This window comes from Streptomyces sp. NPDC058459 (assembly GCF_042721685.1).
Classification (GTDB): Bacteria; Actinomycetota; Actinomycetes; order Streptomycetales; family Streptomycetaceae; genus Streptomyces.
Genome location: NZ_JBHXLV010000008.1, coordinates 1 through 18,445, shown reverse-complemented (window position 1 = coordinate 18,445; position 18,445 = coordinate 1). Strand labels below are relative to the sequence as shown.

General features: G+C 72.4%; 16 protein-coding genes and 1 pseudogene. 5 read left to right on the top strand and 12 right to left on the bottom strand.

What is annotated here, in order from left to right; all coding sequences use genetic code 11:
* The first annotated feature begins 7 nt into the window (after nt 1–7).
* On the top strand, nt 8–586 hold the full coding sequence (locus tag ACFWN1_RS03265; protein WP_384357636.1) for a toxin: 579 nt from the start codon (nt 8–10) through the stop codon (nt 584–586).
* Nucleotides 587–641: 55 nt separating this feature from the next.
* Here the strand turns inward: ACFWN1_RS03265 and ACFWN1_RS03260 are convergent, their stop codons facing one another.
* Nucleotides 642–4,292, bottom strand: a complete 3,651-nt coding sequence (locus ACFWN1_RS03260; protein ID WP_384357720.1) for an aminotransferase class I/II-fold pyridoxal phosphate-dependent enzyme — start codon at nt 4,290–4,292, stop codon at nt 642–644.
* A gap of 113 nt (nt 4,293–4,405) precedes the next feature.
* On the bottom strand, nt 4,406–5,347 hold the full coding sequence (locus tag ACFWN1_RS03255) for an NAD-dependent epimerase/dehydratase family protein (protein WP_384357634.1): 942 nt from the start codon (nt 5,345–5,347) through the stop codon (nt 4,406–4,408).
* Nucleotides 5,348–5,432: 85 nt separating this feature from the next.
* Here ACFWN1_RS03255 and ACFWN1_RS03250 point away from each other — a divergent pair.
* Nucleotides 5,433–5,525: pseudogene (locus tag ACFWN1_RS03250) on the top strand (IS5/IS1182 family transposase); the annotation flags it as partial.
* A gap of 72 nt (nt 5,526–5,597) precedes the next feature.
* Here the strand turns inward: ACFWN1_RS03250 and ACFWN1_RS03245 are convergent.
* The gene (locus ACFWN1_RS03245) at nt 5,598–6,458 is read right to left on the bottom strand and encodes a metallophosphoesterase family protein (RefSeq protein ID WP_384357632.1); all 861 of its coding nucleotides are present in this window, start codon (nt 6,456–6,458) and stop codon (nt 5,598–5,600) included.
* Nucleotides 6,459–6,744: 286 nt separating this feature from the next.
* Entirely contained in the window at nt 6,745–7,284 is a 540-nt protein-coding gene (locus ACFWN1_RS03240) for a hypothetical protein (RefSeq protein ID WP_384357630.1), read from the bottom strand.
* Nucleotides 7,285–7,388: 104 nt separating this feature from the next.
* Between ACFWN1_RS03240 and ACFWN1_RS03235 the strand changes: the two genes are divergently transcribed.
* From ACFWN1_RS03235 to ACFWN1_RS03225, 3 genes are all read left to right on the top strand, one after another.
* Nucleotides 7,389–7,865, top strand: coding sequence for a hypothetical protein (locus tag ACFWN1_RS03235; protein ID WP_384357628.1), 477 nt, complete (start codon nt 7,389–7,391; stop codon nt 7,863–7,865).
* Nucleotides 7,866–7,927: 62 nt separating this feature from the next.
* Nucleotides 7,928–9,331, top strand: a complete 1,404-nt coding sequence (locus ACFWN1_RS03230; RefSeq protein WP_384357626.1) for a M1 family metallopeptidase — start codon at nt 7,928–7,930, stop codon at nt 9,329–9,331.
* 136 nt (nt 9,332–9,467) lie between these two features.
* A complete protein-coding gene (locus tag ACFWN1_RS03225) occupies nt 9,468–9,917 on the top strand; it encodes a spore-associated protein (RefSeq protein WP_384357624.1) in 450 nt (149 codons plus the stop codon).
* Between the two features lie 91 nt (nt 9,918–10,008).
* Here ACFWN1_RS03225 and ACFWN1_RS03220 read toward each other — a convergent pair whose 3' ends face one another.
* From ACFWN1_RS03220 to ACFWN1_RS03185, 8 genes are all read right to left on the bottom strand, one after another.
* A complete protein-coding gene (locus ACFWN1_RS03220) occupies nt 10,009–11,037 on the bottom strand; it encodes a sugar phosphate isomerase/epimerase family protein (RefSeq protein ID WP_384357622.1) in 1,029 nt (342 codons plus the stop codon).
* Between the two features lie 88 nt (nt 11,038–11,125).
* Nucleotides 11,126–12,553, bottom strand: a complete 1,428-nt coding sequence (locus tag ACFWN1_RS03215; protein WP_384357620.1) for an alkaline phosphatase family protein — start codon at nt 12,551–12,553, stop codon at nt 11,126–11,128.
* Complete coding sequence (gene eboE, locus ACFWN1_RS03210) at nt 12,550–13,719, bottom strand: metabolite traffic protein EboE (RefSeq protein ID WP_384357618.1); 1,170 nt, start codon at nt 13,717–13,719, stop codon at nt 12,550–12,552. The genes ACFWN1_RS03215 and eboE overlap by 4 nt, the downstream gene beginning before the upstream one ends.
* A gap of 3 nt (nt 13,720–13,722) precedes the next feature.
* Nucleotides 13,723–14,622: a TatD family hydrolase gene (locus tag ACFWN1_RS03205; protein ID WP_384357616.1), complete on the bottom strand. Its 900-nt coding sequence runs from the start codon at nt 14,620–14,622 to the stop codon at nt 13,723–13,725.
* Nucleotides 14,622–15,299, bottom strand: coding sequence for an EboA domain-containing protein (locus ACFWN1_RS03200; protein ID WP_384357614.1), 678 nt, complete (start codon nt 15,297–15,299; stop codon nt 14,622–14,624). The genes ACFWN1_RS03205 and ACFWN1_RS03200 overlap by 1 nt, the downstream gene beginning before the upstream one ends.
* The gene (locus tag ACFWN1_RS03195) at nt 15,296–16,210 is read right to left on the bottom strand and encodes a sugar phosphate isomerase/epimerase family protein (RefSeq protein WP_384357612.1); all 915 of its coding nucleotides are present in this window, start codon (nt 16,208–16,210) and stop codon (nt 15,296–15,298) included. Before ACFWN1_RS03195 ends, ACFWN1_RS03200 begins: the two co-directional genes overlap by 4 nt.
* Entirely contained in the window at nt 16,207–17,211 is a 1,005-nt protein-coding gene (locus tag ACFWN1_RS03190) for an SCO3242 family prenyltransferase (protein WP_384357610.1), read from the bottom strand. Before ACFWN1_RS03190 ends, ACFWN1_RS03195 begins: the two co-directional genes overlap by 4 nt.
* On the bottom strand, nt 17,208–18,335 hold the full coding sequence (locus ACFWN1_RS03185) for an inositol-3-phosphate synthase (RefSeq protein ID WP_384357608.1): 1,128 nt from the start codon (nt 18,333–18,335) through the stop codon (nt 17,208–17,210). The genes ACFWN1_RS03190 and ACFWN1_RS03185 overlap by 4 nt, the downstream gene beginning before the upstream one ends.
* Between the last annotated feature and the right edge of the window lie 110 nt (nt 18,336–18,445).

Sequence of the window (18,445 nt, the reverse complement as noted above, 5' to 3'; positions counted from 1 at the left end):
CGTACCGGTGAAGGGGACCTGGAGAGGGTGGTCGGCCGACCACGACCGCCGCAGCCGGCTCAAGCGGCTCCGCAAGGAAGGCGCGCAGCGGATCGCCGGACTCGGCCTGCCCGAAGTGGCCGACGTCGCCGAACTCTGCCGCCATCTCGGCGAGGTCCGCGGCCGCCCCATCACGCTGGTCCCGCTGCAGATGCCCGCCTCCCACCCCTGTGGCATGTGGGTCGCCGCGCGTGACGAGGACCTGATCTTCTACGACGCCAACACCACCAGCGCGCATCAGGAGCACATCATCTTGCACGAGCTGGGCCACATCATCTGCTGCCACCGCGGGGCCGGCTGGCTGGACGAGGCCGGTGCCCGCCTCCTCTTCCCCAACCTCGACCCCGACCTCGTACGCGACATGCTCCTGCGCGCGACCTACGACGACGTCCAGGAGCAGGAGGCGGAGGTCATCGCCTACCTCCTCGCCCGGTGGGTGGGCGGCACCGGGGAACACCAGGGTGAGCCGGCGGCCCCCGAACCCGGGAACGAGACGAAGTCCCCGCAGCACGCCATGCTCAACCGGATCGAACGCACCCTGATCTGAAATGAGTCACCCCGCCACGGCCACCTCAGCCGCAGGTGCCCCAGCTGCGGGCCCGTCAGCTATGGCTCGTCCCTCCTTCCCCGGCGGACGCGACCTCCTCGGCCAGGACCGACACGGCCCGCCGGATGTCCTCCTCACGGTGCTCGCTGGTGAGGAAGAACCGCAGCCGCGCCAGTCCCTCCTCCACGGCGGGGTGGAAGATCGGATCGGCGACGACACCCCGGGCGAACAGCCGGTCCGCGACCCGCAACGTCCTCGCCGAATCACCCAGGACACACGGCACGATCGGCGTGTGCGCACTGGACCCCGTATCCAGACCGGCCGAGACGGCCAGATCCCGGAAGAGCCCGGCATTGCGCCGCAGAGTACGCACCCGGTGCGGCTGCGCCGCGATCAGCCCGGTGGCGGCCAGCGCCGCGGCGGCGTTGGCCGGGCTCAGACCGACGCTGTAGACGAAACCGGGCAGCGTGTGCCGCAGCCAGCGCACCGTCCGCGCGGAACCGCCCAGATAGCCGCCGCAACTGGCGAAGGCCTTGGACAGGGTGCCCATCCACACGTCCACGTCCCGCCGGTCGACACCGAAGAACTCCCCGACACCGCGCCCGTGTTCCCCCACCGTGCCGATGCTGTGCGCCTCGTCGACCATCAGCAGGGCGCCGTGGCGCTTCTTCAGCTCGATCACGCCCGGCAGGTCGACCAGGTCACCGTCCATGCTGTAGGCGCCCTCGACCACGATCAGCACCCGCCGGAACCGGTCCCGGCTGAGCCGCAGCACGTGTTCCAGCCGGCCGATGTCGTTGTGGGCGAACGGACGCCGGGCCGCCCCCGACAGCGCGCAGCCCTGGAGGATGCTGTCATGGGCGAGCGCGTCGTGCACCACCAGGTCCTGGGGGCCTACGAGGTGCCCGATCGCGGAGACATTGGTGGCGTGGCCGCTCACCAGTGCCAGGCAGTCCTCGACCCCGAGGAAACCCGCGAGCGCCTGCTCCAGCCGCACGGTCAGGTCCCGTTCACCGGAGAGCATCCGGCTCGCGGACACCGAGGTCCCGTACCGGTCCACCGCCTCGTGCGCGGCCTGGTTGACCTCGGGGTGACCGGAGAGCCCGAGATAGTTGTAACTGCCGAAGGACAGGTACTCCCGGCCGCCGATCGCGGTGGTGTCACCGATGGTGCCCTGATGGACCCGGAAGTACGGGAAACTCGCGCCGCTGCCGGAGATCACCCGCACACGGTCCTCGAACCGCCGCACCTCGGGGAAGTCGTCGATCCGCGCGGCCGCCACATCCCAGCCGGCACCCGCCGGCCCGGGGAGAGGCACCCCGGGAGGCGCCTGCCGGGGCGGGGGCACGGCGGCCCGTGCCTGCTCGGGCTGAGGCCCACCGGCCCCCACCTGCTGGGGTGGGGGTGCATCGAGGACCGTCGGCCGGACCAGGTGCGGGTCGGGGGGCGTCGGCCGGACCAGGTGCGGGTCGGCCAGGGCGATCAGCCGCTCGACGGTGAGGCCGGGCGTGAACATCTCCTCGCTGCGGAAGCCCGGTATGCGTCTGCCGATGTTGGTCTCCAGCTCCTGAAGCATCAGGGAGTCGAAACCCAGATCGTTCGTCAGCGTGGCCTGCTCACTCAGCGCGGAGAGAGGGAAGACGCTGGTACGCGACACCTCCTCGAACACGATGGATGCGGCGGGTATGCCCCCGGCCTGCATGGCTGGCGCTTCGGGTGCCGGGTGTGTGGTCTCGGGGGGGTGCGCTGGCGTCAGCGGGGCTTGTGCTGCCTGGCGGGGGGTGCCTGTGCCCGTGCGGGAGGCGTCCACCACCCAGTGGTGGCGTGGGGCGAGCGGACTGGGCGGCAGGGTGGAGGGGGGCATTCGCCTCGTCACCGGGCGGAGCCCGGCGCCGGTGACCGCGCGCCGCGCGAGCTGGTCCAGTGCGGCGGTACGGGCCTGGGCGGACACCGAACCCGGTACGGGAGGTGCCGCCTGCGGCGGTGTGCCCGGTGCCACCGTACCGGCCGCCTGCCCTGGGCCCAGGTCCCCGTCCTGTCCCGCCGCCACGGCCTCGGCCGCCTTCGTCAGCTTGGTGACGGCGTCATCTGCGTCGTCGGCCACCAGGGCGAGGCGTTCGGCAAGAAAGGACCGCCGGGCCAGCGTGTCCGCGACCTGGGCCAGTGGCGGCCGCTCATCGGCGAGGACACGGGCCAGATCCCGGGCGTGACGGGACAGCCCGGCACGGTCACGGGCGCTGAGCACCAGCAGCTGCGGTTCCCTGTCCGGTGCCGGGGCGGCGGGCGGCGTACCGGACTCCTCCAGCACCAGGTGGACACCGGTGCCGCCGAACCCGAAGGCGCTCACCCCGGCCCGGCGGGGCTGCCCGCCGGCCGGCCAGGAGACCGGTCCGGTCGGAACGGTCAGGCGCGCGGCGTCCAGCCCGCCAGGGTCGGCCAGATCGAACGTCGGCTGGGGCGGTATCACCCCCCGGTGCACGGCCAGCGCGGCCTTGACGAGACCGGCGATCCCGGCGGCGCCCAGCGCGTGCCCGACCACCGCCTTCACCGCACCGAGGTAGGCGGGCGTGCCGTGATCACCACGCAGGACACGCAGGGCGCCGATCTCGACCGGATCGCCGACCGGGGTACCGGTGCCGTGCGCTTCGAGATACCCCACCGCGCCCGGAGGCAGGCCGGCATCACGGTAGGCCCGGCGCAGCGCGCGTAACTGGCCGGCCTCCTGAGGATGCATACCGCCCTGGACGGTGCCGTCGTTGGCCGTCCCCACCCCCCGGATCACCGCGTAGACACGGTCACCGGCGGCCAGCGCGTCACTCAGACGCCGCAGCACCAGCACCCCGGCGCCCTCCCCCAGGACCAGGCCGTCGGCCCCCGCCCCGAACGGCAGGCTGCTGCCGGTACGGGAGATGGCACCGATCCGGCACAGTCCCACCAGCAGATCGGGAGTGAGGACCAACTGGGCACCGCCCGCCAGCGCGATACCGCACCGGCCCGCACGCAGCGCGTGAACGGCGTTGGCCACGGCCATCAGTCCACCGGAGCAGGCCGAGTCCAGTGCATAACTCTCACCATGCAGCCCGAAAACCGAACTGATCGTGTTCGGACCCATGTTGAGCAGAAGCCCGGCAACCGAGCTGCCATGCAGGTCGCCGACCGCACGAACCGTCTCCGCCAGCCGGGGATCGACCGCTGGCACCCCGAACTCGCCCCCGGCCAGCTGACGCACTCGGACCGGCATGGTGCTCAGCGCACGGTAGCCGCCGTCGGTGAGCGCGGTGATCACCGACGTCTCCTCACGGTCGAAGCCCTCGCTCTCCCAGCCCGCGTCCTGGATCGCCTCACGCGCGAGATCGATCAGCAGCCGGTGCTGAGGGTCCATCGCCACCGCCCGCCGGGGCGGAATGCCGTAGTGCGCGGCGTCGAAGTGACCCACGTCCGGCAGCAGAGCCATCGTGTCGGTATAGGCCGAGGCCGCGTCACGCACGTCATCACTGACGAACGCCGCCGAAGCCCAGCGCGCGTCAGGAACGGTGGAGAACTGAGGCCGGGGGTCCAGCAGAAGCCGCCAGTACTCGTTGACATCACGAGCACCCGGAAAACGACAGGCCATCCCCACGATCGCGACATCATCACGCCGCAGACCCGCCGGCCCGACCGCGGAAGCCCCCGCGGTCACACCCGCCGGGCGGAACCCGGCTGCCATATCCGCGAAGGGGGCCTTGGCGGTCACATCCACAGGCGGGTCCGTGGCCATCCCCTCCTGGAGGGGGGCCGTGGCGGTCTCATCCGGGAGAGGAGTCCTGGCGGTCACGGGGGTCACCTGGTGGCCGCCAGTCGCTCGCGCCACCACTCCAGCGTCGCCTCGACCTGCTCGTCGACGGGTGTGGCCCGTACCTCGAACTCGGCTTCGTAGGCACTCGCGTCGATGACGAAGGGCCGGTCGAACTGGTAGCGGACTTCCCTCAGTTCACGCAGCAGGGGAGAGAACAGCGACGCGGCGCCGAGCACCGGGGGCGGCACCCTGCGCACCGCCACAGGACTCCGGCCCGCCGCGGCGGCGAGCCGGTCGGCCATGTCCCGGGTGGACACCGGCGGCTGCGTCGGGATGTGCCAGGCCCGCCCCCAGGCACGCTCCTCACCCGCGACCTCCACCAGAGCCCTGGCCACATCGGGGACATAGGTCCAACTGTGCGGGGTGTCCGGATCACCAAGCGTCGAGACAGACTTGCCGCGCAACAGCCGCGGCACGACCCGCGCCGCCAGATGCCCGCCATCGGTGACACCCGGCCCGAAGAAGTCCGAGGCCCGTAACTCCACCGCCCTGATACGGCCTTGCTCGTGCAAGGCAAGCGCCTGTTCCCACACCCCGGCTCTCACCCGGCCCTTGGGACCGGTGGCCGCCAACGGCAACTCCTCGCGCAGCGGGCCGTCCACCGGGCCGTATCCGTAGAGATTGCCCAGCATCACCACGACCGCTCCGCTCGCCTCGGCAGCCGCGTAGAGCGAGGACGCGAGCGACGGCCACTCCTGCGCCCACCGGTGATAAGACGGCGCGGCGCAGACGTAGATCACACCCACACCCCGCGCCGCCCCGGCCAGCGCCTCCGGGTCCCTCGCGTCCAACGCGACATGCTCGACACCCGGCTCCGGACTTCGCCCCGATCTGCTCACCACCCGCACGGAACGCCCTGTCCCAGCCAGCAACCGCGCGGTAGCCGCCCCAGCAGGCCCATAACCTATGACTAAAGAAAGACTCACGCGCCGCACCCTACTCAACCCCACCGGAGAACGACGGCCAATTCAACCCCGCACAGCACATCCAACCCCAGCGCCCCACGCGGCAGAACACCAGCGGCTCCGCACCCGCTACGAGCGACGCGGCGATCTCCATCAGGGCCTGCTCGAACTGGCCTACAGCCTCATGCGCCTGTGCCGCCAGCACACCTCATCATCAGTGATCGGCTGGCTGCGCACACTGCCCCGTGAACCGCCCGGGGCGGTTCCCCGGTCACCGCGTCCCGGTCTCCTGCGGCAGGATGCGGCGCAGCCGGCCCGGCGCCTCATGGCGTCCTCGCCACTCGCGGGGGTATCCCACGGACACCTCCTCGAAACGGACGCCCTCGTGGTACGTGGTTCGCGGGATGTGGAGATGACCGTAGACCACGGCGGTCGCGCGGAACCTGCGGTGCCAGTCGGCGGTCAGCCGTGTCCCGCACCACATGGCGAACTCCGGGTACCGCAGGACATCGGTGGGGTGCCGGTCCAGCGGGTAGTGGTTGACGAGGACCGTGGGCAGCTCCTCCGGCAGCTCAGCGAGCCTGCGTTCGGTCTCGGCGACCCGGGCCCGGCACCAGGCCTCACGGCTCGGGTACGGGTCGGGATGAAGCAGAAACTCGTCAGTGCACACCACACCGGTACGGTGCGCGTAGGCCAGCCCCTCGTCCTTCCCGGCACAGCCGGCGGGCAGGAAACTGTAGTCGTACGACACGAACAGCGGCGCCACGACGACCGGACCGCCCGGCCCCTCCCACACCGGATAAGGGTCCTCGGGCGTGACCACACCCAACTCCCGGCACAGCTGCACCAGATGCGCATAGCGGGCGGCACCACGCAACGTGAGAGCATCACGCGGATGGGTCCACAGTTCGTGGTTACCCGGCACCCACACCACCCGCCGGAAACGACCCGCCAGCGTCTCCAGAGCCCAGCGGATGTCGGCCACGGTCTCCGCGACGTCCCCCGCAACGATCAGCCAGTCCTCGTCACTCCCCGGACGCATCCCCTCCACCAGCGCGCGGTTCTCCTCATAACCCACATGAAGATCACTCACCGCCAACAACCGCCCTGCCCCGCCAGCCCCCGACAACACCCCGGCCACCCCCACGCCATCCCGCGAACCACGCCACAAGAGCACACAGCACAACACGCATACAAGAACACCACCATAGGCAGCCTCCCCACCCCCAGCCAGAACAGAACCACTCGACACCAGACCGGCCAGACCACCAACCCACCGACCGCGTCCCCCGGCAGCACCGCCCGCTCCCCGGAGGACGGCACCGCCGTGCTTCTCCACCGCGCGAGCACGAACGCCCCGTACGCCACCGTCGACGTCACGAACCCGAACAGACGCGAGGGCCAGTTCACCGTGACGATCACCTTCCAGGACCGGCACGGCCGCACCCCGTCACCGACGCATCGGAGCGGATGTCCTGGCCGATGGCCAGGTCCCAGGCGGCGGGCACTGCCCGGCCGGACGAGGCCCGTCCCGGCCGCGTGGGCGCGCAGGGCGAGTGCGCTCTGCGCGCCACCGTGATGCCATGGCCGTAGACCGGGTTGCAGCCGGCGACGGCGTCACCTATGACGGTGAAGCCGTCCGGCCAGTGCCGCAGCTTCTCGAAGCAGCGGCGGCGGTGGGCGGTGCTGCGGTTGGTGACGACGCCGGTGAGGGGCTCGGCATCCCGTATCAGCTCGCCTATGACCGGGTCGCCCAGGCCAAGGGCGAAGTCGGTGAACGCCTCGGGGTCGCCGGTAGGTTCGCCGCCGCGGGTGCCGGACAGAGTGACGATCCAGCGGCCGTCCTCCACGGGCAGGATGATCCCTTCCCGGCCCGGCGGCGCGGCGGGGTTGGCCTGCACGTTGACCATCGGGAAATCCGGGACGGGGGCCCGGTAGGCGCGGGTGGCGTAGGCCACGCCGCTGCGCGCGAGCCCCGGCCGGTGGTGTCGACGACGAGGTCAGCCGCAAGGTGCTCCTCCGCACCGTCGCGCCTGCGATGTCCCGGGCCGCTCGCTCGTGCGTGGCCAGCAGCGCGGGCGGCGTCGAACGCGCGCTGCCACAGGGCGGCGTCCAGGACCGGGGCGAGGCGCAGCAGGCCGTCCTGGATGCGCTGCTGACGCTGCAGGAGGCGCAGGTCCAGCGGCGCGAAGGTGTGGACACGGGCAGGGGCGGCGGCGGGCCCGACCTCGCGCAGAGACCGTTCCGGCGGGCGCAGTCGCCGGAAACCCGTCCGGTCGCGGGTCCACTTCTGCAGGAACGGCCCGGCCCGGGGAAGGATGAAGCCGACGGCGACCGGGGTGGCGTCGAGGATCGCGAACGGCGGAGCAACCTGCGTGGACAGCCAGTCGAGGTCCCGTCCGCTCCAACGGGCGCCGATGGCGGTGAACTTGCCGATGTCGAAGACCAGCCCGAAGGCGTAACCGGCCTGGAGGAAGACCGGTCCCGCCTTCAGCCACGCACCGCGGACGGGAATTGGCACCCGACGATCTGGTGGTAAGGCCGGACAGGGAGCGTCCGACCGGGGTCGAACCGCAGCGCGGCGTGGCAGTATGCGCCGTCATGTCACGGTCAATCGAGTCAACCGATCCGTCGCCCCGCTCCATCCGTCGCCTGTTCCTCGTTCTGACGATGCTGCTCGCGGTGGTCAGCACCGGTGAAGCACATGCCGAAGCGGCCGCCGGGCCACGGGCGCCCAGCGTCACCGCCACGCCCGGTCACGCCCGCTACGAAGTGAGGCTGCGCTCCGACGCCGACGGCAGCCACTGGACCGGACGGCAGCGGGTGTCGTTCCGCAACACGTCCGACCAGCCCTTGCGCGAGGTGTACCTGCGCCTGTGGGGCAACGGCGAGGACAAGTGCGGCGCGCCCGGAGCGCCCTCCCCCGTCGTCGTGTCCGACGTGCGCGGTGGTACGCCGGCCCGTCCGTCCGTGGACTGCACGGCTGTACGCGTCGCGCTGACCGATCCGCTCCGGCGGGGCAAGCGGGCGTCCGTCTCCTTCGGCGTGTCCATCTCCGTGCCCTACCGCAATGCCCGCTTCGGCCGCGAGAACGCCTACCGTTTCCTCGGCAACGCCCTGCCCGTACTCGCCGTGCACGACGCGCGGGGGTGGCATCTCGACCCGTACGTCGCGGTCGGCGAGAGCTTCTACTCGCTGGCGAGTGACTTCCGCGTACGTCTCGACCACCCGTCCGCGCTGCGGGTCCCCGCCACCGGCCGCACCCGCACCCGCCCCGGCGGCCCGGGGCGCACCATCACGACCAGCGTCGCCGACCAGGTACGGGACTTCGCCTGGGCGGCCGGCCCATTCCGCACGGCCACCGACATCACACCCGGCGGCATCCGGGTGAAGTCGTACTGGACGCCGGACACCCCCGCCGCGGGCGTACGCCTCAACCGCACCGACGGCGCCGCAGCGATCGACCGGTTCGGCAGGGAACGGGGCCGCTACCCGTACGGCGAGATCGACCTCGTGATGAGCAGCGGGTTCGGGGGCGGCATGGAATACCCCGGTCTCGTCCTGCTCGGCACCACCGAGGAAGGCAGCGCCGTGGTCCATGAGGTGGCGCACCAGTGGTGGTACGGCATCGTCGGCAACGACGAGTACGCCTCGCCCTGGCTGGACGAGAGCTTCGCGCAGTACGACAACGCCCGCTTCTACGGCTGGAGCACGGAGAACTGCTGGTCCGATGTCTACTGGCCGGACGACAGCACCGCACTGACCAACTCCATGGCCTACTGGTCCCGGCACCGTGGTGAGTACCACCTCGTCTACACCGCCGGCCCCTGCGCTCTCGCCGACCTGGAACGCACCCTCGGTGCCGGCACCATGGCCCGGCTCCTCAAGCGCTACGCCCGCGCCCACTGGTACGGCCTCTCCACCACCGGCGACTTCAAGAGGCTCGCCCAGTCGATGACCGACCAGAACCTCGACGCGTTCTGGGAGACCCACCGCATCCGCTGACACCCGACCTCGCGCGCGCCCACCTCGCCGTACGCCGGTCGGGCTTTTCTGGAAGAGCAGTGCAACCATCCGCATGCTTCGCCAGTCACACAAGACAGGAGCAACAAACTCCAACCGTCACAAAACAGGGGGAATCATGCGATCAAACCGTCCTGCCCTCGCCCTCGGCGTTCTCGCCGCACTCACGCTAGGCGCCACCACCGCGCTCGCCGCGCCCGCGTCCGCCGCGCCCGGCACCACCCCGCAGAAGGTCTGCGGAAGCAGCTACCGCACCGTCAACTCCGCGGCCGTCGGTTCGCTCGGGACCGTCTACCTCACCTACAACGCGTCCAACGGCACGAACTGTGTGACCACCATCCGCAACACCCCCGGCACCGCAGTCGACATGTCCGCCTGGCTCTACATCACCGACACCGACCAGGGCGACGACGACTACGGCCGCTACACCTCCTACGCCGGCCCCACCTACGTCTACGGCAAGGGACACTGCGTCGACTGGGGCGGCCAGATCAAGAACGTGTACGTCCAGATCTCCGCCTCCAACTGCGCCTCCCTGAAGGAGAAGCGGGTCACGTACACCCGCTGATCCTCGCTCGGCACGGAGACACCTGAGGACTCGCCCCGGCGGAAGCGGAAGGCTCCGCCGGGGCGAGTCGTCGTGTGGTGACGGCAGTTGGTCAGCACTTCTCCCGCAGTGAGTGCAGGTACGCGCTGGAGCGGCGGGCGAAGCTGAGGGAGTCCGCCGGGTTGTCGTGTTCGGCCTGCCAGTGGTGGGCCAGGCGTTGGCCGCGCAGGTGGGTCACGGTGGAGATGAAGCGCTGGTAGTCGATGTCACCGTCGCCGACGTCCGTCATGCGGTAGCCGAACTCGTTCGTGGGATCGCTCACTCCGTCCTTGACGTGGAAGAGGGGGTAGCGGTGGGGGTGGGCCAGGACGTAGTCGAGGGGCTCGAAGGGGGCGGGGGTGCCGTCGGGGCGCTCGGAGAAACGGAACTGGCCCACGTAGGCCCAGTAGATGTCCATCTCCAGGTAGACGAGGTCGGGGTCCGTCTCCGCCAGCAGGACGTCGTAGAGGCGGACCTCGGGGTCGTCGGAGGCGAAGGAGAACTCTTCGGAGTGGTTGTGCTGGTAGAACTTGATGCCGCGCGCCTTGGCCGCCGCGCCGTAGGTGTTGAACTCCTCCGCCGCCCGCTTCCAGGCGTCGACGGTGGAGCCGTAGCGGAACGGGGCCGACGCGGTGCCGATGTGCCTGAGGCCGAGGGCCTGGGCGTCGTCGAGGACCCGGTCGAGGTTCTGGGCGAACGTGTAGGCCTTCGGGTCGTCGGAGTAGTAGCCGACGTGGCTGCCTATCGGGGTCAGACCGTGGTCCCTCGCCAGGCCGCGGAGGGCGGCGAGGGTGATGGGACCGGCCGAGCCCTGGGTGTAGCCGGCGAACTCGATCTCGTCGTAGCCGTACTTCTCCAGCTCGGCGAAGACGGGGGCGAAGCCGAGGGTGGAGACCTTGTCGCGCAGGCTGTAGAGCTGGATGCCCAGGCGGCCGGGGGGCAGGACGGGACGGCCCCGGCCGGCAGCGGCGGCCGGAGCGGCGGAGGCGGGGGTGGCGGCGCCGAGCAGCGCGGCTGCCGTGGCGCCCGCCGCGACGCCCAGCATGCCCCTTCTGGTCAGACGGTGGGAGAGTTCGGGGTCATTGTGCGACATGCGGCTCATGTGGGAACTCCGGGGTGTGGGAGGGCTTTGTCAGTGGTGAGTGCTTCACTGGGGACCAGGCACACAGAGCGGGCATGGTGAGGGCTCGTCAGGTGAGGCCGGCCAGTCGGAGCAGGAGTGATTTCACATCGGTGGCCGCGACACGGTCACCGACGGCACGGGGGGTGGAGCAGATGAGGAGCGGACCGTCGTCGTCGCTCGCGGGAAGGCGGCCGTGGCTGCCCCGAATAGGTGACGGGTCCAGGGGCACGACCGCCATGCGGTAGCGCAGGCCGAGCTTCTTGCGGGCCAGTGCGGCCGCCGCCTTGACCTTGACGTAGGGGTCGAGGGGGTCCATGAAGAGTTCGACCGGGTCGTAGCCGGGTTTGCGGTGGATCTCCACGAGCCGCGCGAAGTCGGGTGCGCGGGCGTCGTCGAGCCAGTAGTAGTACGTGAACCAGGCGTCCGGTTCCGCCACGGCGACCAGCTCGCCCGAGCGCGGGTGGTCGAGGTGGTATTCCTTCTTGCCCTGGTCGTCCAGGAGTTGGGCGATGCCGGGGAGGGCGGTGAGGGCGTTCCGGGTGGCGTCGAGGTCTTCGGGGCGGCGCACGTAGACGTGGGCGATCTGGTGGTCGGCGACCGCGAAGGCTCGTGAGGCCATCGGGTCCAGGTACTCCATGCCGTCCTGCTCGTGCACCTCCAGCAGCCCGGCGCGGCGCAGGGCGCGGTTGATGTCGACGGGGCGGTCGGCGCGGGTGATGCCGTACTCGGACAGGGCGACGACGGTGCGTCCTTCGGCGTGGGCGTCGTCCAGAAGCGGTGCGAGCGCGGTGTCCAGGGCGGTGGCCGCGGAGAGGGAGCGGGGGTCGTTGGGGCCGTAGCGCTGGAGATCGTAGTCGAGGTGCGGGAGGTAGCAGAGGGTCAGGTCGGGGTGGCGGGTGCGCTGGATGTGGCGGGTCGCGTCGATGATCCAGCGGCTGGAGGCGAGGCCGGCGCCCGGACCCCAGAACTGGAAGAGGGGGAAGGTGCCGAACTTCGCGGTGAGTTCGTCGTGCAGCTCGGGAGGCCGGGTGTAGCAGTCGGGTTCCTTGCGGCCGTCCGCGTAGTAGACGGGACGGGGGGTGACGGTGTAATCGGTGTCGGCGCCCATGGCGTACCACCAGCAGATGTTCGCCACGGTGTAGCCGGGGTGGGCGCGGCGGGCGGCGTCCCAGAGTCTGTCTCCGGCGACGAGGCCGCTGTGCTGGCGCCACAGCAGGACCTCGCCCAGCTCGCGGAAGTACCAGCCGTTGCCGACGATGCCGTGTTCGGCGGGCGTGGTGCCGGTGAGGAAGGTGGACTGGGCGGCGCAGGTGACGGCGGGCAGGACGGTGCCGAGCGGGGCGTGGGAGCCCTGGTCGGCGAGTGCGCGCAGGCGGGGCATGTGCTGGAGGAGGCGGGGGGTGAGGCCGACGACGTCCAGGACGAGCAGGGGGGTGGGGTGGTCCGGCGCGGGCTGTGGCGCGGGCTGGGGTGGGACCGCCGGGCGGCCGGTCATGGCAGCTCCTTCAGGCCGAGGTCGGTGAGGAGGTCGCGGGCGAGGGCGAGTTCGGCGGCGATGCCGTCGGTGAGCTGGGCGCGGGTGCGAGGTCTCAGCTCGGCGGGGAGGGCGTGCCAGGTGTAGGTCTCGACCTCCAGGTGGCGGGTGAGGGGGTGTGGTCCGCCGACGAGGTGGGTCAGGGCGGTGGCAAGGACGGGGAGGGTAGAGGTGAGGGGCGCGGCGGGGGCCGCGTGCAGGGGGACGTGGACGTGGGTGCGCCAGGGGGTGTTCTCGGGCAGGGCGCCGTCCTGGAGGGCTTGGCCGAGGTCGTCGGTGCCGTGCCGTCCGGTGGCGGTCAGGGTGCGGGTCTGGTGCAGGAAGCGGGGCTCCGCGAACGCGGCGAGGGCTCGGCGGACCTCGGGGCGATGGGGGTGTTCGGCGTGCAGGGCGGCGGAGAGCTGGGACTTGACGACGGGGACACCGGCGTGGGCGAGGGCGTCCAGGGCGGTGCGGGGGTCTTCGAAGGAGGTGGCGAGGTGACAGGTGTCGACACAGATGCCGATGCGCGGGTGGGCGATGTCGGTGAGGGGGGTGAGGGCGTCGGTGGTGGTCTCGATGACGCAGCCGGGTTCGGGTTCGAGGCCGACGCGCAGCGAGCGGCCGGTGAGTTCCGCGAGGGCGTCGAGGCGCCGGCCGAGGGTGCGCAGGGCGGTGCGGGCCGTCTGCATACGGTCGGGCGTGGCGGCGGTGCGCCAGGCGAGCGGCAGGGTGGAGATGCTGCCCTCGGAGATGTCGTCGGGGAGGAGGCCGGCGAGGATGCGGGCGAGGGCGGTGGTGTGGCGCAGGCGCTCCGGGTCGGCCCAGTCGGGCTGGTAGACGCGGTACTTGACCTGCTGGGAGCCGAAGCCCTCGTAGGGGAAGCCGTTGAGGGTGACGACCTCCAGGCCGCGCCGGTCGAGTTCGGCGCGGAGAGCGGCGACCGCGCAGGGGTCGTTCTCGAGGGCGAGGGCGGCGTCCTTGGCGAGCCAGAGTCCGATGCCGAGGCGGTCGCGGCCCAGGCGGCGCCGGACGGGTTCGCAGTGGTCGCGCAGCTGGGCGACGACGGCGTCCAGGGTTTCGGCGGGGTGGACGTTGGTGCAGTAGGCGAGGTGGACGAGGGAGCCGTCGGGATGGCGGAAGCGCACGGGTCACTCTCCTCCGGCGGGCACGGCGGCAGGGGTGTCGTCGGGCGCGGTGTCCTTGGGGGCGCCGCGGAGGATGGTGTTGCCCTCGTGGGTGGCGTCGGTCGTGGCGACGTCCAGGTCGAGGCGTCCGCTGAGGCCGTAGAAGGCGACGGGGTTGCGCCACAGGACGCGGTCGACGTCGTCCTCGGTGAAGCCCTTCGCCAGCATCAGGTCGGCCACCTTGCGGGTCTTGAGCGGGTCGCTTCTGCCCCAGTCGGCGGCGGAGTTGACCAGGACCTGTTCGGGGCCGTAGGAGCGCAGGACGGCGACCATGCGTTCCTCGTCCATCTTGGTGTCGGGGTAGACGGAGAAGCCGAGCCAGCAGCCGCTGTCCTTGGCCTCCTTCACGGTGGTCTCGTTGAGGTGGTCGAGCAGGACGCGTTCCGGGGCGAGCGCGGATGCCCGGACGGCGTCCAGGGTGCGGCGCAGGCCGGCGGCCTTGTCCCGGTGAGGGGTGTGGACGAGGGCGGGCAGGCCGTGGTCGGCGGCGAGCTGGAGCTGGGCGGCGAGCGCGGTGTCCTCCGCCGGGGTCATCGAGTCGTAGCCGATCTCGCCAACGGCGACCACGCGGTCCTTGACGAGATAGCGGGGCAGTTCGTCCAGGACCGGGGTGCAGCGAGGGTCGTTGGCCTCCTTGGGGTTGAGGGCGATGGTGCAGTGGTGGGCGATGCCGTACTGGGCGGCGCGGAAGGGTTCCCAGCCCAGGAGGGAGTCGAAGTAGTCGAGGAAGGAGGCGGTGGAGGTGCGGGGCTGGCCGAGCCAGAAGGCGGGCTCCACCACGGCGCGGACACCGGCGGCGCGCAGAGCCTCGTAGTCGTCGGTGGTGCGTGAGGTCATGTGGATGTGGGGGTCGAACAGGCGCATCAGGACTCCTTGCCGTGGGGGGCGGCGCCCTCGTGGGGGGCGTGTGGCGGGACGGCGGGGTCGGTCAGGGCCAGGACGTGGTGCAGGTCTCCGGGGACGGGGCGGCCTGCGGCGGTGCGTTCGGCGGCGAAGTCGGCCAGCATGCGGGCGAGTTCGGTGTCGCCGTGGGCGCGGGTGGCCAGCTGGGCGACCCGGGCGACGGGCACGCCGGTGAACAGGCATTTCAGGATCGCGTGGCGCCACAGGTGCGGCGTCAGGTGGCGTGCGGCGTAGGGGCCGACGGCGGCTTCGAGGAGCCGGGTGTCGTTGGCGCGCAGCGCGTCCTCCACGAGGGGGAGGGCTTCGGGACCCGGTACGAGGTGCGGCAGGGCGTGCAGTACGGCTCGGCGTTCGTCGGCGGTGCCCCGGTGGTAGACGCGGGCGAGGCCGGCCGGGGCGGGGCGGGCGGCACGCAGGATGAGGAGGCGGACGGCGTCGGCGTGTGCGGGGCCGCAGTGGCGGCGGGCCTCGGACAGGCGTGACTCCCAGGTGGGGTGGTCGCCTTGGGGGTCGGTGGCGGCTTCGGTGAGGGCGTCGTCCAGCCAGTCCCGGGCGGCGGGTGTGAGGTGGGGCCGGAGGTCGGCCGGTGCGGGTGGGGGGTTGTCGTCCAGTGGTGCGGTGCCGTACGGGCGGGTCATGCGCCGCTCCCTTCCGTGGAGGTGACGGGTGCCGCCGCCCGGAGGAAGGGCAGGGAGGTCTCGGCGAAGTGGGGGCCGGCGTGGGAGTGGCGGGGCAGTTCGACCACGGTGAGGCCCTGGTAGCCGGTGGCGGCCAGGGCCGCGAGGGTGGCGGGGAAGTCGATCTCGCCGTCTCCGAGCGGCAGGTGTTCGTGTCGGCCGCGGCGCATGTCCTCGATCTGTACGTGCCGCAGCCAGGGCGCGGCCGCGCGGACGCAGTCGGCGGGCGGGAGGGGTTCGAGGCACTGGCAGTGGCCGAGGTCGAGGGTGAGGCCGAGGTGGGCGGGGTCGCCGAGGGCGTGGCGGAGGCGATGGAAGTCGGCGAGGGTGGCCAGGAGGTGACCGGGTTCGGGTTCGACGGCGAGGGGGACGCCCGCGGCGGTGGCGGCTTCCAGGACCGGGGTGAGCGCCTCGGCAAGCCGGTCCCAGGCCGTGTCCTCGTCCGTGCCGGGCGGGAGGGTGCCGCTGAAGCAGTGCACGGCGTGGGCGCCGAGTTCGGCGGCGACCCGTACGGCCCGGATCAGCAGGTCGGCGCGGCGGGCCCGGTGGGCGGGGTCGGGGTCCAGGAGGGAGGGTCCGTGTTTGCGGCGCGGGTCGAGGACGTAGCGGGCGCCGGTCTCCACGGTGACCTCCAGGCCGAGCGCGGCCAGGCGGCGGCCCACCTGCCGGGTGCGGGCGGCGAGGCCGGGGGCGAGCGGGTCGAGGTGCATGTGGTCGAGGGTGAGGCCCACGCCGTCGTAGCCGAGGTCGGCGAGGAGGGTGAGGGCGTCGTCCAGGCGGAGGTCGGTGAGGCCGTTGGTGCCGTAGCCGAAACGCAGGGAGGTCGGGCCGGTGTGCGCGGCTGCTCGGAGGGCTCGGGGCGCGGGCGTCATGTCACGCTCACCTTCCTGGCGAACCGTGTGGCCAGCGGGGACAGAGCCGCCGTGAGCAGTGCGCTGAGCGGGGCTCCGGAGCGGGCGGAGAGCGCGGCCTGGAGCGGGATGGTGGCGCGGATGCCGCCGCCGACGGCCTTCTGGGTGAGCGGGGGTGAGGGGTTGAGGGCGGCGTGGAAGTAGGGGCGGGCGGCGGTCGCCGCGTAGGCGAGGGCGAGGGCCGCGCGGAGGGGGTGGCCGGCCGGGGTGATCGGCGGCCGGGCCGGTGCGGAGGCTCTTGGTCGGGCGGGGAGCGACCACTCGGTGCTGAGCGGACTTCTGCTGGAGGCCCGGCCGGCCAGGGCGAGTGCCAGGGCGCCGGTGGTGGCGAGTGCCGACAGCGTGGTGAGCGGGGAGCCCCCCTGGGTCTCGTGGCGGGAGACCGTGGTGAGGGCCAGGGTGTGCGTACCGAGGAGGGCGGCGGAGGAGAGGGCGGGCCGCACTCCGCCGGACGTGGTTGCGGCGCCGAGCAGGAGGTCCAGTGCGCGGGCGGCCGCCATCGCGGCGGGACCCGCCGGGGTGCGTTTGAGGCCGAGGTCGTACGCCCAGACCGCGACGGCCAGGGGTGCGGCGACGCCGAGCGCGGGACGGCCGGCGCGGGCGGCGAGCGCCAGGCCGGTGGCGGTCAGGGCGCAGGCCGCGGTGAGCGCGGCGGCGGGACGGACGCGGCCGGAGGGCAGTGGGCGGTGGGGGCGTTCGACGGCGTCCTCGGCGCGGTCGGCCCAGTCGTTGAGGGCCATACCGGCCTCGTACAGGCAGAGCGAGGAGCCGATGGCCCACAGGGTGCGCGGGCCGGGGTGGCCGGGAGTGGTGGCGGCGCCGGCCAGGACGTCACCGGGGACGGTGAACAGGGCAGGCAACCGCAGGAGTTCGGCCCAGGCCGAGGACCGGCTCCCGCCGGGTCGGCCGGAGTGCGTGGGTCCGTCGGGCGCAGCCGCTCCCCGGAGAGCGGACCCCCTCACCGCGCCTCCTCCACCGGGGCGTCGCGGAGGCGGCCCGCCAGTGCGGCCAGGGCCGTGTACTGCTCGCTCAGGGAGGACGGTCCCTCGCCCACCGGGTCCTTGAAGTAGAACCCGAGGTCGGTCAGTGGTCCGGACAGGCCCGCCGCGCGGGCGCGGAGGGTCAGGCGGGCCAGGTCGAGGACCAGCGGGGCGGCCAGGGCCGAGTCGCAGCCCTGCCAGATGGTCTGGAGGATCATGCGGGTGCCGAGGAAGCCGTCGAAGGCGATGTGGTCCCACGCCGTCTTCCAGTCGCCGAGCGCGGGTACGTCGTCGATGTGCACCCCGCCCTCGACCCGGGTGCCGAGGGTGTCGGCCAGGACCCGTTCCTTGCCCGCGTTCTTCGCGGCGGCGGCGGCCGGGTCGGCCAGCGCGGCACCGTCACCGCCGCCGAGCAGGTTGGTTCCCGACCAGGCCCGTACCGTCAGGGCGCGCTGGGCGAACATGGGGCCAAGCACCGAGCGCAGGAGGGTCTGGCCGGTCTTGCCGTCCCGGCCCGCGTACGGCAGCCCGCTTTGGGCCGAGGCGGCGGCCAGGGCCGGGTGGTGCAGGCCGGTGGACGGGGTGAAGTTGACGTAGGGGCAGCCGGCCCGCAGCGCCGCCGCCGCGTACAGCGAGCTGGGGGGAAGGGCGTCGCCGGCGGGGGCGGGCTCCGTGGAGGCCACGTTGACGACCACGGTCCCGGCCGGGGCGCGGCGCGCGGTGAAGTCACGGATGTCGGCCGCGAACGCCTCGATCAGCTCCTCCTCGTCACGGCCGTCGCCCGGAAGGGGGCCGCCGGGCATGATCTCCTCGTCGGCGGCGGTGAGTTCGGCGGCCACTGCCGTGGGCAGGCCGTGCGGGAGGACGCCGCCGGCGGCGAGTTCCTCGGCCCGCTTCGGCAGGGGGCAGTCCAGTGTGTCGTGCCCGCCGAAGACCAGGGAGGACAGCCCCGGCAGGCCGCAGTCGGCGAACGACGCGGTCTCCGTGAGCATGCCCGTGGGTGGGTGCAGGCCGGCGGACATCGCGGCGCAGCCCGCGACGACGGTGGTCGCCACCGAGCCTCGGGCGCCGATGAGCCACACGCCGGCGGGACGGGACGTAGACATGGGCGGCCTCCTTGGGGACGTGCTGGTCGCGAACGCTTGTGGACGTACTGGTCGCGGGCGCTGGCCGACGTACTGGTCGCGGCCGGGAGACGGCGGGCGGGGGTACGGCC